Raw genomic sequence first — 13,846 nt, 5'->3', positions numbered from 1 at the left:
CGAGGCGGGTGACGCCGGTGAGGCGGGCGGGTCCGGCCTCATCCGGTCGGTGGGGGAGAGGTCGGGGTGCTGTCCGAGCCGGGGGCGGCGGTCGCGGTGTCCGTCGACTCGGGTTCCCTCGTGCCGAGGTGGGTCGAGCCGGGGCCCGTCGTGCCCGGTTCCGTCGTGCCCGGTTCCGAGGTGCCCGGTTCCGAGGTCTCCGGCGGTGAGGTGCCGGCAATCATGGACTCGGGGGTGCGGGGCGGCGGCAGGGACGGGCTCGGCCCGGTGTCGGAGGGGGACACGGTGGGTTCCCCGGACGCCTTCGGTGCCGTGGACCCGGTCGCCGGCAGCGGCAGGTCGGCGGGCGCGGAACCGGAACCGAGGTGGGGCAGCAGCGCCAGACCGATGCTCAGTCCGGCCACCGCGAGGGCGGAACCGCCGGCCCGCACCAGCGCCCGGGACCGGCGACGGGCCCGGATGCCGTCGTACAGGCGGGTGCGCTGCCCCGGTTCGAGGGGGATGTGTGTCCGGCCCTCGCGCATCATGCGCGTCAGCTCGCGCTCGAAGTCGTCCATCGCTGCTCCCCTCACCTCACGGGCCGGACGGAATCGGACAGGATCTGCCGCAGCCGCGCGACCCCGCGCGACGCGTGGGAGCGCGCGGTGCCCACCGGACAGCCCAGGGCCTGCGCCACCTGCCCCTCGGGCAGGTCCTCGTAGTAGCGGAGGACCACCGCGGCCCGCTGGCGGGGCGGCAACAGCGCCAGTGCCGCCTCCAGCCGCGAGCGTTCGGCGACGGCCGCCGACACGTCACCCGGCTCGGGCCGGTCGGGCAGCTCGCCCACCGGGCGCTCGCCCCACCAGCGCCGGCGGGCCGAGCGGGCCGCCATCCGCACCAGCACCTGACGCACGTACGCCTCCGGTGCCTGCTCGGCGACCTTCGGCCAGGCGAACCACAACTTCACCAGGGCCTCCTGGACCAGGTCCTCGGCGCGCTGGCGGTCGCCGCCGGTGAGCAGACGCGCGACATGCAGCAGCGCCGACCAGCGGGCGGCCACGAACTCGTCGAAGCCGTCGGCCCGAAACCGCTGCATCCCTTACCGCCCCGTGTCCGTACAAGCCCTTGCACCTGGAAGAAGGCCTTGGGGCGGGGGAAACGATGCACCCAAGTGCTGTGATGCGCCTCACGTCCCCACGGGAGAGCGCGGGAGAGGCGGGCGCCGGCGGAGGCACGGCCCTGAAAACACGTATGACAGCGCCGAAGGGCACTGTCAGTCTGACCGGATGCGTACACCCAGAGAAGCAGCCAGGGTCGCGGTGCTGGACCCCGAGGGATCGGTCTTCATGTTCCGCTACGACAACGACGAGGTCGGCGTGCACTGGGCGATGCCCGGCGGCGGGCTGGAACCGGGCGAGTCACCGCTGGAGGCCGCCGAGCGGGAGGTGCGGGAGGAGACCGGATGGACCGACCTCCGCGTCGAGGACGCCGTGCTGTGCCTGTGGGAGCACGACTTCACGCGGGCCGGGGTGCCCGTGCGCCAGCACGAGCACATCTTCCTCGCGCACGCTCCCCGCCGGGAGCCGGCCGGGGACCTCACCGCCGCGCACACCGCGGACAAGATCCTCAAGTGGCGCTGGTGGTCCCCCGCCGAACTGGCCGGGGACCACGAGCCGTTGTGGCCGCCGCAGCTCCCCGCACTGCTCGCCGGTGTGCGCGCGAACGGCGCTCCCGCGACCCCCGTCGACCTGGGCTTCGTACCGAACGGGCCCGTCGTGCGGGGAGAAACGGTCTGACATGACGACGGCCCCGGCTCGAAGCCGGGGCCGTCCGGGCTCGGTGGGCGTCCGGCTCAGTGGGCGCCCGGTCCTCCGCTGCCGAAGCCTCCGCTGCCGCCGCCCTCCCAGCGGGGCCGCTCCTGCGAGGCGCCGGTGCGGCTGCCGGCGTTGCCGTGGCCCCCCAGCTCGTGCGGCGTCAGCCGCTCGTCGCTCCGGGGCATCTCGTTCGGCTCCCGCTGCTCCCGCACCTCGCGGACCGGGCCGCCCTCGGGCATCCGGGGCTGCTCCTCCGGCCGGGGGTGGCTTGTGTCGCTGCTCCTGACGCGGCGGCTGCCGAAGACGAACATGCCGATCAGCAGGGCCAGGACCACGATCCCCGCCACCACCAGTCCGACACCGAGAGCACCGCGGCCGGCCGCCAGGTCGGTCGTCTCCATCCATGAGGCGTTCATCATGGCCTGCGGGTACCCCCGGACCCGCCCGCGAACCAGGCCGCCTCCCGCCGCGGCCGGCCGTACGACGCCCCGGAACCCGTGCGAACACCGGGCGCCACGGGGTTTGACGGCCCGCACGGCGGCAACCCGCGCGGTGTGACGACGACATCGCAGGAGGAGCTGTTCCGGTTCCTGGAAGACCGGTTCGCCTGCGCCCAGGCGTGCACCGAGTGCGCGCGGGCCTGCGCCACCCGGGCCGGACTCGTGGACCCCGACGGCACCGAGAACCAGGAACTCGTACGGCGCAAGGGCATCATGTGCGCGGAGGTCTGCGACGCGACCTGCCGGGTGCTGTCCGAGGAGAACCAGGCGGACGAGGCCACCATCCGCATGCAGGTCGAATGGTGCCGGCAGGTGTGCCTGGAGAGCGCCCGGACCTTCGACGGCCACCCCGGCGCGGAGGGGACCGCGGAGGCCTGCCGCGCCTGCGCCCGGGCCTGCACCGACTTCCTCGCCACCCTCGACTGACCCACCCCTCCGCCTGCCCCCGGGCGCCGCCGTGCCCCGTACGAACTCGGGCGAGTTGTCGCCATACTGGACGAGTCAGGGGAGGGCGGGACGGACTACGACGGGGGCGGCGTAGGACATGGGGGAGAGCAGGCTGATCCACGGCCGGTACCGGCTGATGGACCGGATCGGACGCGGCGGCATGGGGGAGGTGTGGCGCGCCCGGGACGAGTCACTGGGGCGGCAGGTCGCGGTGAAGTGCCTCGACCCGCTCGGCCCGCAGCGCGACCCGGCGTTCGGGCGGGTGCCGCGCGAGCGGTTCCGCAGGGAGGCGCGGGTCGCCGCGTCGCTGCAGCACCGCGGGATCACCGTGGTGCACGACTTCGGCGAGTCCGAGGGCGTCCTCTATCTGGTGATGGAGCTGCTGCAGGGGCGTGACCTCAGCAGGCTCCTGGAGGACAACAAGCACCATCCGCTGCCCGTCGGCGAGGTGGTGGACGTGGCCGCCCAGGTCGCCGCCGCCCTCGCCTACACCCACGACCAGGGGATCGTGCACCGGGACCTCAAACCCGCCAACATCGTGCGGCTGGACGACGGCACGGTGAAGATCTGCGACTTCGGCATCGCCCGCCTCGGGCACGACATCGGCGTCACCTCCCGGCTCACCGGCACGGGCGTCGCGATGGGCACACCTCACTACATGTCGCCGGAACAGATCGCCGGAGGGGAGGTCGACCGGCGCAGCGACCTGTACTCCTTCGGCTGCGTCCTGTACGAGATCGCCACCGGCGTACCGCCGTTCGACCTCGACGACGCCTGGGCGGTCCTCGTCGGCCACCGCGACACCCCGCCCCGGCCGCCGCGCCGCAACCGGGCCGAACTGCCCGGGCGGGCTCGAGGGCATCATTCTCGACCTGCTGGCCAAGGAGCCGTCCGGGCGGCCCGCGAGCGCCGGCGAACTCGCCCGACGTGTCGAGGAGTTACGGTCCGCTCCGGCCTCGGTCGCGACCGTCCGCCGGGCCGTCGGGCCGGGTCCTGCGGGGCGGGCGGAACGGCTCCCCTCCTGGACCCGCGGCTTCAGGCCCGGACCCGAGGCGGCGCGGCTCACCCCTGGGGAACGGTCCCCCTCCGGGGAGCGGTCCGCCTCGGGGGAGCTGCCCCCTGGCGGGGAGCTGTCCCTCCCCGGGGAGCCGCCCACCCCCGGTGGGCGGCCCGTCCCGTCGCCCTCGCTGCTCGCCGTTCTCGCGGAACGGCACCACGCCGGACTCGGCCTCGGGCGTCTCGGGCGCTGGGCGGAGGCGGGCGAGGCACACCGTGCGGTCGCCGTCGAGCGCGAGCGGATCCTCGGACCCGAGCACCCCGACACCCTCGCCAGCCGCTACGAGGAGGCGTTCACCCTCAGCCGCACCGGCCGGCCGGCCGACGCGCTGCGCGCCTACAAGACCGTCGCCGAGGCCCGTATCCGCGTGCTCGGTCCCGACCACCCCGACACCCTCGCCGCACGCCAGGAGATGGGGTACGTCCTCGCCCGGCTGGGCCGTCCCGTCGACGCCCACCGGGTGTACCTGTCGGTGCTCGACGCCCGCGAGCGGACCATGGGGCCCGGCCATCCGGACACCCTGCGCTGCCGGCACAACCTCGCCTTCAACCTCAGCAGGCTCGGCCGCCTGGAGGACGCGTACGGCATGGCGTGCGACGTGGCCGACGCCCGCGCCCGGGTGCTCGGCCCGGAGCACCCCGACACCCTCGTCACCCGGTACGAGGTCGCCTACGTCCTGGGTCGCCTGGGCCGTTGGAAGGAGGCACTTCAGGCGTACCGGGAGGTGGCCGTGGCCCGGGCCAGGGTCCTCGGCCCGGACCACGCCGACACGCTCGCCGCCCGGCACGAGGTGGGCGTCGGCCTGGGCCGCCTCGGCCGCGCCGGTCAGGCCCTCGACCTGTACCGGCGCCTGGTCGGGGACCGTACCCGCGTGCACGGGCCCGCCCACCCCGAGACGCTGCGCGCCCGGCACGGCGTCGGCGTCAGCCTCGGCCGTCTCGGCCGGTGGGCGGACGCCCTCGCCGAGTCCCGGGAGGTGGCCGCCCTGCGCGAGCGGACCCTCGGCGCCGGCCACCCGGACACCCTGGTCAGCCGGCGCGAGGTCGCGGTCGCCCTGGGCTGGCTCGAACGCTGGGCGGACGCGCTCACCGAGTACCGCAGGGTGGCCGACGCCCGTGAACGGATCCTCGGCGCGGACCACCCCGACACCCTCGCCGCCCGCGAGGACGAGGCCCACTGCCTGGAGCGTCTGGGACACGCACGAGAGGCCGCGGAACTGTACCGGCGGGTGGCCGCGCTGCGCGGCCAGGGCCTGGCCGGAGGCGCCTGACCGTTTCCCCTCCGCCTCCTCTGGCCGCCGCCGATCATCACGTGTTACGAAGAACCATGACCGCAGCTCAGGAGTCCCGGACGTACGACGCCGTCATCGTCGGCGGAGGCCACAACGGCCTCGTCGCCGCCGCCTACCTCGCCCGTGCCGGGCGCTCCGTACTGGTGCTGGAGCGGCTCGGCCACACCGGCGGCGCGGCGATCTCCACCCGTCCGTTCGCCGGCGTCGACGCACGGCTGTCCCGGTACTCGTACCTGGTCAGCCTGTTGCCGCGGAAGATACTCACGGACCTGGGGCTGGACGTGCGGCTCGGCACCCGCACCATCTCCTCCTACACCCCCGCCGAACGCGACGGGCGGCCCACCGGACTGCTGGTCGGCGGCGGCGAGGAGCGCACCCGCGAGGCGTTCGTCCGGCTCACCGGCTCCGACCGCGAGTACCGGGCGTGGCAGAGCTTCTACGACCTGACCGGCCGGGTCGCCCGCCGCGTCTTCCCCACCCTCACCGAGCCCTTGCCCACCCGTGCGGAGCTGCGCCGCACCGTCGACGACGAGGAAGCCTGGCGGATCTTCTTCGAGGAGCCCCTCGGCGTCGCCGTCGAGGAGCGCTTCGCCGACGACCTGGTACGCGGCGTCGTGTTCACCGACGCCCTGATCGGCACCTTCGCCGACGCCCACGACCCCGCGCTGCCGCAGAACCGCTGCTTCCTCTACCACGTCATCGGTGGCGGCACCGGCGCCTGGGACGTCCCGGTCGGCGGCATGGGCGCGGTCACCGACGCGCTCGCCGCCGCCGCCCGCGCCGCCGGGGCGGTCATCGCCACCGGCCACGAGGCCGTACGCATCGACACCGACGGCCGTACCGCCGAGATCACCCACCGTACGGCCGACGGCGAAGGGGTCGTCGGCGCCCGGCACGTCCTGGTCAACGCCTCCCCGGAGGAACTGGCCCGGCTCACCGGCGACACGCCCCCGCCGCGCGCTGAGGGCGCCCAGCTCAAGGTGAACATGCTGCTCACCCGGCTGCCCCGGCTGCGCGACACCTCCGTCGACCCGTGCGAGGCGTTCGCCGGCACCTTCCACATCGCGGAGGGGTACGAACAGCTGGCCACCGCGCACGCCCAGGCCGCGGCCGGCCGGCTGCCCGACACCCCGCCCTCGGAGATCTACTGCCATTCGCTCACGGACCCGTCGATCCTCGGCCCCGACCTGGCGGCGCGCGGCTACCAGACCCTCACCCTGTTCGGACTGCACGCCCCGGCGCGGCTGTTCGAACGGGACAACGACGCGACGCGCGAGAAGCTGCTGAAGTCGACGCTCGCCCAGCTCGACGCCCACCTGGACGAGCCGATCACCGACTGCCTGGCCACCGACGCCGAGGGGCGCCCGTGCATCGAGGCCAGGTCCCCGCTGGACCTGGAACGCGACCTGGGGCTGCCCGGCGGCAACATCTTCCACCGCGAACTGTCCTGGCCCCACGCCCAGGACGGCACCGGCCGCTGGGGCGTGGAGACCGCCCACGCCAACGTCCTGCTCTGCGGCGCGGGAGCGGTGCGCGGCGGCGGGGTGAGCGGGGTGCCGGGGCACAACGCGGCGATGGCGGTCCTGGAGGCCACGCAGACCTGACGGCCACGGTCCTCCACGCACCGCGGCCCCACCCGACGGACGGACCGCACCCGCCTGGTGCCCGCACGCGCCTGGTGCCCACGCCCGGCTGACGGACCACGCGGGCCTGTCGGCCCCGCCCGGCTCGGTCTCCGGGTGGGGCCGCGGTCGACTCAGCCGTCCTCCCGGGTCCACCCCTCCGACCGGAGCCGCGCCGCGTCGGCGGGGCGGGCCTCGTCGAAGATCCGCCGGCGGCCCCGCTCGACGCGCAGCCCGTCGACGTAGGCGCCGCGCCCCACGTACAGCCGGTCCGTCGTGTACCGCCAGCGCAGCACCAGGCCCGCCGCGGCGGGCAGGTCCGCGGTGAGGTCGTGCCAGACGCGGCCGGACCAGCCGGTCGCCGTACCCGTCGGGTGCTGCTCGGGCGCTGCGCCGCGCCGCGCGGTGGTGAACGGCACCGGCTGCCACGACGTGCCGCCGTCCGCCGAGGACTCCAGGACCAGGACGTCGGCGCGGGGCTCGGTGTCCCACCACAGCGAACAGCTCAGCCGGTTCCCGCCGGACGAGGTGTCCATCGCGGGCAGCGTGAGGGTGGCCGTCGCCGCGCTCGCCATCCCCGAGAACCACGCCGTACGGCCGTGCGCCGGCCGGACCGGCACCGCGCGGGCCAGCTGGTTCGCCGCGGCCACCCGGGGCGCCGAACCGGAGCGCCAACTGCGCACCGGGTGCACCGAGTTGCCGAGGACGACGAGGAACGAGTCGGTGGTCGGGTCGAGCACCAGCGCGGTGCCGGTGAAACCGGTGTGTCCCGCCGTGCGGGGCGTGGCCATCGCGCCCATGTACCAGTGCTGGTAGAGCTCGAAGCCCAGGCCGTGCTCGTCGCCCGGGAACGCGGTGTTGAAGTCGGTGAACATCAGCTCCACCGACTCCGGCCGCAGGATCCGCTCCCGGCCGCAGACACCGCCGTCGAGGAGCGTGCGGGCGAGGATCGCCAGGTCCCAGGCGTCGGAGAACACGCCCGCGTGGCCGGCGACCCCGCCCAGGCTGTAGGCGTTCTCGTCGTGCACCTCGCCCCACACCAGACCGCGGTCCAGGCCGGACCAGGGCGTGCGGGCGTCCTCGGTCGCGGCGATCTTCGGCTTCCAGGAGGCGGGCGGGTTGTACCGGGTGCGGCGCATGCCCAGCGGCTCGGTGATCTCCTCATGGAGCAGGACGTCCAGCCGGCGGCCGGTGACGTGCTCCAGCACCAGTTGCAGCGAGATCAGGTTGAGGTCCGAGTACAGGTAGACGGTCCCCGGCGGGTTCGCCGGCGCCTCGTCGTACACACGCCGTACCTTCTCCTCGTACGTCGGCGCCTCGTACAGCGGGATCCAGGCCGGGAACCCGGAGGTGTGCGTGAGCAGTTGGCGGATCGTGACGTCCTGCTTGCCGGCCCGCCCGAAGTCCGGCAGGTACGAGGCGACCGGTGCCTCCAGCTCCACCGTGCCCCGCTCGATCTGCTGCACGGCGAGGATCGAGGTGAACAGCTTGGACACCGACGCCAGGTCGAACACGGTGTCCTCGGCCATCGGGATCTGCCGGTCCGCCGGGAACTCCACGCCGGTGTCGGTCTCCTCGTCGTACGCCTGGTAGCGCACGGCCATGCCGATCGGCTTGTGCAGGGCGACCGTGTGACCGCGTCCGGCGAGCAGGACGGCGCCCGCGTACCAGGGGTGTTGGGGGGAGGGCTGGAGGAACGCCTCGGCGTCGGTGACGAGTTGCCGCAGCGGCTCGGGCAGCAACCCCGCCTGCCGCGCCGATCCATGACGCAGCACCGGACGGCCCCCACGGGCCGGGGCGGCCGCCGCGGCCGGGTCCGCGGGCAGCCCGGCGAACGCCAGCGCCCCGCCCAACGCCATCGCGCCCGCCCCCAGTCGACGCCGGGTGATCCCTCTCGCGTCCGCCATCCCATGCCTCCCGATTCCTGTCCCCACGCCGTCTGAAAGTAACTTGCGGGGATCGTCGCGCGGATGAAACTTTCCTGTCAGCGGTACGGGTTGTCAATGGGCGCGGGACGGCCGTCGGTTGACCGGCGGCCGGGGCGGGCCGCCTTGATCGCCGGGGAGGGCACTGGTTGGGTGGCCGGTATGAACGATCTCGGGCCCGTGCCGTGGCCGCCCGCTCCGATCAGGACCGCGAGGCTCCGCCTGCGTCCGTCCGAGGCCCGGGACCGTGCGGCGTTCGTCGAGCTGTTGTCGTCGCCCGAGGTGCACACCTACCTCGGCGGACCGCGCCCCCGCGACGAGGTGGAGCGTGAGCTGCCCGAGGTGCCGGAACGGTGGCCCGGGAGCTTCGTCGTCGAGCGGGGCGGGGTGATGATCGGGCAGGTGCTGCTCAGGAGGGCGACACGGGAACACCGTCCGGCCGCCGTGGGCAAGGTCGAACTGGGCTGTCTGTTCCTGCCGCGGGCGTGGGGAGCCGGGTGTGCCGCCGAGGCGTGCGCGGCGGCACTCGACTGGGTGGAGGGCGTCCTCCCCGGTGAGCCGGTGGTCCTCGCCACTCAGACCGCGAACACCGCCTCGATGCGCCTCGCCGCGAAGCTGGGCTTCGCCGAGGCCGAGCGGTTCCGGGCCTGGGGCGCCGACCAGTGGCTCGGTCTGCGCGCCCCGGGCCCGCTCCCGGACTGAGCCCGGGAGACACAAGCCGGTGCGCGCTCAGCCCCGGCGTTCCCGCAGGTCCACGATGCGGCGGATCTTGCCGACCGACCGCTCCAGGGACTCCGGGTCGACGATCTCCGCCTCGACCGAGACGCCGATGCCGTCCTTCACGGCCTGGACGATGGAGCGGGCCGCCGCCTCACGGGCCGCCGCGTCCGCGTCCGGGCGGGCCTCCGCGCGCACCGTCAGGGCGTCCATGCGGCCCCGCGTCGTCAGACGGAGCTGGAAGTGCGGCGCCACCCCCGGGGTGCGCAGCACGATTTCCTCGATCTGCGTGGGGAACAGGTTCACCCCGCGCAGGATCACCATGTCGTCGCTGCGCCCGGTGATCTTCTCCATGCGCCGGAACACCCGTGCCGTACCCGGCAGCAGCCGGGTCAGGTCCCGCGTCCGGTAGCGGACGATCGGCATCGCCTCCTTGGTGAGCGAGGTGAACACCAACTCCCCCTGCTCGCCTTCGGGAAGCACCTCACCCGTGACCGGGTCGACGACCTCCGGGAAGAAGTGGTCCTCCCAGATGTGCAGGCCGTCCTTGGTCTCCACGCACTCCTGCGCGACGCCCGGCCCGATCACCTCGGACAGCCCGTAGATGTCGACCGCGTCGATCGCGAACCGCTCCTCGATCTCCCGCCGCATCCGCTCCGTCCACGGCTCGGCGCCGAAGACACCCACCCGCAGCGACGTGGAGCGCGGATCGACACCCTGCCGCTCGAACTCGTCGAGCAGGGTCAGCATGTAGGACGGGGTCACCATGATGACCGACGGCTTCAGGTCCTGGATCAGCGTGACCTGCCGTGACGTCATCCCGCCGGACGCGGGGATCACCGTGCAGCCGAGCCGTTCGGCGCCGTAGTGGGCGCCCAGTCCGCCGGTGAACAGCCCATAGCCGTACGCGACATGGGCGATGTCGCCGGGGCGTCCGCCCGCCGCGCGCAGCGACCGCGCCACCATGTCCGCCCACATGGACAGGTCGTTCTCCGTGTAGCCGACGACCGTCGGGCGGCCGGTGGTGCCGCTGGAGGCGTGCAGCCGGCGGATCCGCTCGCGCGGGACGGCGAACATGCCGTACGGGTAGTTCTCCCGCAGGTCCGCCTTGGTGGTGAACGGGAACCGGGCCAGGTCGGACAGCGAACGGCAGTCGTCGGGGTGGACGCCCGCCTTGTCGAAGGACTCCCGGTAGAACGGCACGTTCTCGTACGCGTGCCGCAAGGAGCCGCGCAGTCGCTCCAGCTGGAGGGCCCGCAGCCCGTCGAGGTCGAGCCGCTCCGCCGGGTCCAGCAGGTCCACCGCCTGAGTCATCAGGACCTTCCCTTCACGCATCGCACCGCTGTCGACCGATCATTCGGTCGTCTGCCACGTGGCCCAGTAACTCAGGCCACCACGGCCGGGTGCAAGAGCCCGGCCTGCACTTCTCACCCACGGCGCCGGATCAGGGCGGACGACGGCCGGCGTCCCTTCCCCGCGTCACCGCGCCCCCTCCGGCGTCCTCCCTCCGTGGCCTGTCCGCGGGACACCCCGATCGCTAGGCTGGCCGCGGACGACGGCAAGAGGGAGGAGCACGGACGTGGCCGAGAGCACCACCCAGCAGCGCCCGCTCACGGGCTGGGACAAGCCCGAGCTGGACCTCAGCAACGCACAGTGGCAGTCCAGCAGCGGGGGTCTGGGCGATGTCCAGATCGCCTTCGTGGAGGGTTTCATCGCCATGCGCAACAGTGGCCGCCCGGAGAGCCCCTCCCTGATCTTCACCCCCGCGGAGTGGGGCGCGTTCGTCTCGGGGGCGCGGGGAGGGGAGTTCGACCTGACCTGACGTGAGCCGCGTCGCCGCCGCGAGGGGTGTGCCGTGCGCTTTTCCGGACACGTGATCCGCAGTGCCGTCCGCGGCCCCCGGCCCCACCGGGCCGGGCCGGGACGGCGTGGACCGAGGGACGTATCCGGAGGCGAGGCACATGAACGACAAGCCGGTGATCGCGGCGGTGGACGGTTCCCAGGACGGGCTGCGCGCACTCGAGTGGGCCCTCGACGCCGCCCGTCGGCGCGCGGCTGAGCTGCGGGTCCTGCACGTCCGCCCGGAACCGGCCCGGACGCCCTCGGACGGGCCACCCGGCCCCGGTGAGGACCCGGTCCTCGCCCAGGCGCAGGCCCGTCTGGCGGAGCTCGGCGGTGTGTCGTCCGTCGAGTACGTGGTGACCGAGGGAGCGCCGGGGCCGCTGCTGACCGGGGCGGGTGCCGAGGCCCGGCTGCTGGTGCTCGGCTCCCGGGGACGCGGGGGCTTCGCCAGCCTGCTGCTCGGGTCGAACTCCCTGGCCGTCGCCCGGGACGCCGCGTGCCCGGTGGTCGTGGTGCCCCGGCCCGGACGCGGCGGCAAGGGGACGGAGGCGCCGGTACGGCCGGACGGCCCCGTGGTGGTGGGGGTGAACCCCGACAGCTCCGTGGCCTCCGACGACCCCGACAGCCCCGACGCGACGACGCTCGCCTTCGCCTTCGACGAGGCCGCCCGGCGGAACACCTCCCTGCGGGTCGTCACCGCCTGTCCGTCGCTGCTGCAGACGGTGATGCTGCCCGGCGAGGCGCCGCCGCCGCAGATCGACCAGGACGCCCTCGAACAGGAGACCCGCGCCCTCCTGGACGACGTGCTGGCCCCGCACCGGGAACGGCACCCGCACGTCGCCACGGACACGGCGGTGCTCCCCGGGGACGCGGCCGGACACCTGGTCGACGCCTCCGAGGGCGCCGCACTCGTCGTGGTGGGCCGCCACCGCCGCCGCCTGTTCGCGGCCGCCCGCATGATGGGTTCGGTCACCCAGGCGGTCCTGCTCCACTCCCGCAGCCCGGTCGCGGTCGTCCCGCCCGTCCCCGAGGAGAACGAGCCCGCAGGCGCCTGAACCCAGTACCCGCCGAGCCGGACACCCAACGCCTCGACGGAGCGACCGCGCCCCTCCGGGTCCCGGGCCACTCCACTCGCGCCCGAGGGGAGTCGGGCCGGGGGCGCACGCAGGGCCCCGAGGCCGAACGGCACTGACGGAGACCGTGACCCCGGGTGCCCGGCGCCTGGGCCGCTACGAGCCCTTCCGGTCCCCGTCCACCCCACCCGAGCCCGAAGAAGGACGAGGTCGGCAGGGGGCGAACCAAGGGGCTTGGGCGCGAGGAACGCCGACCGGGGACGCGGCCACGGACGCCCGCCGCCGGGGGCGCTCCGGGCCCTCTCCGCGGTCCGGGCCACCCCCTCGGCGGAGCCCCTATCATCGGCCGCATGCGGGACTCGATCACCAGGGACACCCGGCTCGCGCTGGACCTCGCCCTCACCCTCCGCCACGACGGCGACGGAGCGGTCGCCGACGACCTCGCCGACCCCGCCGGCCTCACCGACTGGGTCCGCGCCCGTACCGCCGTGCTTCCCGCCGCTGAGGCGTTCGTCGCCGACGCCGGCCTGCTCACCGCCGTCCGCGACCTGCGCGCCGCCGTCCGCGCCCTCTTCGCGCACGCCGTACGCCCCGCACCGCCGAGCCCCGCCGACGCGAGCCGCCTGCTGCCCGTGCCCGAGGCGCTGCGCCGGCTGAACGAGGCGGCCGCCCGCACCCCCACCGTCCCCCTCCTGGACTGGGACGGGGACACCGGTCCGGCGGTACGGCGCCGGCCGGCTCCCGGCCATCCGGACGACCTCACCGCCGCCCTCGCCCGGGCCGCGATCGGGTTCCTCGCCGGCCCCGACCGGGACCGGCTGCGGGCCTGCCACGCGCCCCGCTGCGTCCGCTACTTCGTGAAGGACCACCCCCGTCAGGAGTGGTGCAAACCGGCCTGCGGGAACCGTGCCCGGGTGGCCCGGCACCACGAGCGGCAGCGCCGGGCCGGGTAGCTCCGGCGGCTTCCGCCCGACCGTCCGAACCGGGGTGCGGGCACGTACCATGGCGACATGTCGTTCCTCCGCCGCCGCAGTGCCACACCCGCCGGGCCCGATTTCGACGTACTGGCCATGGACCCGGGCGACTGGCCCGGAAACCTGGGCGCCGGCCTGCTGCCGGCCCCCGACGGAAGCTGCCAGGGCGTCTTCCTGCGCTACGACCTGTTCGGCGGCCGCGGCCCCGCGATGATCATCGGCAACCTGCCCGAGGGCTCCCCGGCGCGGGACGTCCCCGAGGGCGAAGTCCCCTTCGAGGTCGGACAGCTGCTGCTCGCGCTGGAGAACGACGAGGAGGTGACCGTCACCGGCACCGAGGACGTGCCGGTGATGCAGGGCGACAACCTGCTGATCGTGCGCCGCGTGAAGATGTCCGAGGGACGCATCTCCTGCGTGCAGTTCGACCGGAGCGACAAGGTCCTGGTGACCATCGCCGCCTGGGACCGCCCCATCACCGACGACCTGTACGCCCTCCTCAAGCCGCTGCCGGCGGAGCTGTTCCAGCAGGGCTGACCCCGCCCACGGACGACGACGGGCGCCCCCGGACCGCACCGGTCCGGGGGCGCCCGTCGCGTCGCGCGCGC

13 protein-coding genes and 1 pseudogene are annotated in these 13,846 nt (G+C 74.4%); 9 read left to right on the top strand and 5 right to left on the bottom strand.

What is annotated here, in order from left to right:
* Nucleotides 1-38: 38 nt before the first annotated feature.
* Together ACIF8S_RS15070 and ACIF8S_RS15065 are read right to left on the bottom strand one after the other, a co-directional pair.
* Nucleotides 39-557, bottom strand: a complete 519-nt coding sequence (locus tag ACIF8S_RS15070) for a cellulase (protein ID WP_399999572.1) — start codon at nt 555-557, stop codon at nt 39-41.
* A gap of 11 nt (nt 558-568) precedes the next feature.
* A complete protein-coding gene (locus tag ACIF8S_RS15065) occupies nt 569-1,075 on the bottom strand; it encodes a SigE family RNA polymerase sigma factor (RefSeq protein WP_150155820.1) in 507 nt (168 codons plus the stop codon).
* Between the two features lie 190 nt (nt 1,076-1,265).
* On the opposite strand from ACIF8S_RS15065, the gene ACIF8S_RS15060 reads away from it, so the two are divergent.
* Complete coding sequence (locus ACIF8S_RS15060) at nt 1,266-1,775, top strand: NUDIX domain-containing protein (protein WP_399999571.1); 510 nt, start codon at nt 1,266-1,268, stop codon at nt 1,773-1,775.
* Nucleotides 1,776-1,831: 56 nt separating this feature from the next.
* Here the strand turns inward: ACIF8S_RS15060 and ACIF8S_RS15055 are convergent, their stop codons facing one another.
* The gene (locus ACIF8S_RS15055) at nt 1,832-2,212 is read right to left on the bottom strand and encodes a DUF6479 family protein (protein WP_349799235.1); all 381 of its coding nucleotides are present in this window, start codon (nt 2,210-2,212) and stop codon (nt 1,832-1,834) included.
* 135 nt (nt 2,213-2,347) lie between these two features.
* On the opposite strand from ACIF8S_RS15055, the gene ACIF8S_RS15050 reads away from it, so the two are divergent.
* The 3 genes and pseudogenes from ACIF8S_RS15050 to ACIF8S_RS15040 all read left to right on the top strand — a co-directional run bounded on the left by ACIF8S_RS15050 (nt 2,348) and on the right by ACIF8S_RS15040 (nt 6,692).
* Nucleotides 2,348-2,719 (top strand): ferredoxin, encoded by a 372-nt coding sequence (locus ACIF8S_RS15050; protein WP_145825818.1) that lies wholly within the window; start codon nt 2,348-2,350, stop codon nt 2,717-2,719.
* 118 nt (nt 2,720-2,837) lie between these two features.
* Nucleotides 2,838-5,067: pseudogene (locus tag ACIF8S_RS15045) on the top strand (tetratricopeptide repeat protein).
* 56 nt (nt 5,068-5,123) lie between these two features.
* Nucleotides 5,124-6,692, top strand: a complete 1,569-nt coding sequence (locus ACIF8S_RS15040) for a phytoene desaturase family protein (protein WP_399999570.1) — start codon at nt 5,124-5,126, stop codon at nt 6,690-6,692.
* A 152-nt stretch (nt 6,693-6,844) separates the two neighbouring features.
* Here the strand turns inward: ACIF8S_RS15040 and ACIF8S_RS15035 are convergent, their stop codons facing one another.
* Nucleotides 6,845-8,617: a serine hydrolase gene (locus ACIF8S_RS15035; protein WP_399999569.1), complete on the bottom strand. Its 1,773-nt coding sequence runs from the start codon at nt 8,615-8,617 to the stop codon at nt 6,845-6,847.
* Between the two features lie 180 nt (nt 8,618-8,797).
* On the opposite strand from ACIF8S_RS15035, the gene ACIF8S_RS15030 reads away from it, so the two are divergent.
* Nucleotides 8,798-9,337 carry a GNAT family N-acetyltransferase gene (locus ACIF8S_RS15030; protein WP_399999568.1) on the top strand — a complete coding sequence of 180 codons (540 nt, stop codon included), beginning with the start codon at nt 8,798-8,800 and terminating at the stop codon, nt 9,335-9,337.
* Between the two features lie 27 nt (nt 9,338-9,364).
* On the opposite strand, the gene paaK is transcribed toward ACIF8S_RS15030, so the two are convergent.
* Nucleotides 9,365-10,666, bottom strand: coding sequence for a phenylacetate--CoA ligase PaaK (gene paaK, locus ACIF8S_RS15025; RefSeq protein WP_399999567.1), 1,302 nt, complete (start codon nt 10,664-10,666; stop codon nt 9,365-9,367).
* A gap of 265 nt (nt 10,667-10,931) precedes the next feature.
* Here paaK and ACIF8S_RS15020 point away from each other — a divergent pair, with 265 nt between their 5' ends.
* The 4 genes from ACIF8S_RS15020 to ACIF8S_RS15005 all read left to right on the top strand — a co-directional run bounded on the left by ACIF8S_RS15020 (nt 10,932) and on the right by ACIF8S_RS15005 (nt 13,775).
* Complete coding sequence (locus ACIF8S_RS15020) at nt 10,932-11,174, top strand: DUF397 domain-containing protein (RefSeq protein WP_145825813.1); 243 nt, start codon at nt 10,932-10,934, stop codon at nt 11,172-11,174.
* A 139-nt stretch (nt 11,175-11,313) separates the two neighbouring features.
* Nucleotides 11,314-12,249 (top strand): universal stress protein, encoded by a 936-nt coding sequence (locus ACIF8S_RS15015; RefSeq protein WP_399999566.1) that lies wholly within the window; start codon nt 11,314-11,316, stop codon nt 12,247-12,249.
* 368 nt (nt 12,250-12,617) lie between these two features.
* Nucleotides 12,618-13,220 carry a CGNR zinc finger domain-containing protein gene (locus ACIF8S_RS15010; protein WP_399999565.1) on the top strand — a complete coding sequence of 201 codons (603 nt, stop codon included), beginning with the start codon at nt 12,618-12,620 and terminating at the stop codon, nt 13,218-13,220.
* A 57-nt stretch (nt 13,221-13,277) separates the two neighbouring features.
* The gene (locus ACIF8S_RS15005) at nt 13,278-13,775 is read left to right on the top strand and encodes a hypothetical protein (RefSeq protein ID WP_024885988.1); all 498 of its coding nucleotides are present in this window, start codon (nt 13,278-13,280) and stop codon (nt 13,773-13,775) included.
* Nucleotides 13,776-13,846 lie beyond the last annotated feature (71 nt).

It is taken from the genome of Streptomyces sp. NPDC085937 (assembly GCF_044540535.1).
Lineage (GTDB): Bacteria > Actinomycetota > Actinomycetes > Streptomycetales > Streptomycetaceae > Streptomyces.
Note: the sequence above shows the minus strand (reverse complement) of the source record. Positions and strands in the feature narration are given on the sequence as shown.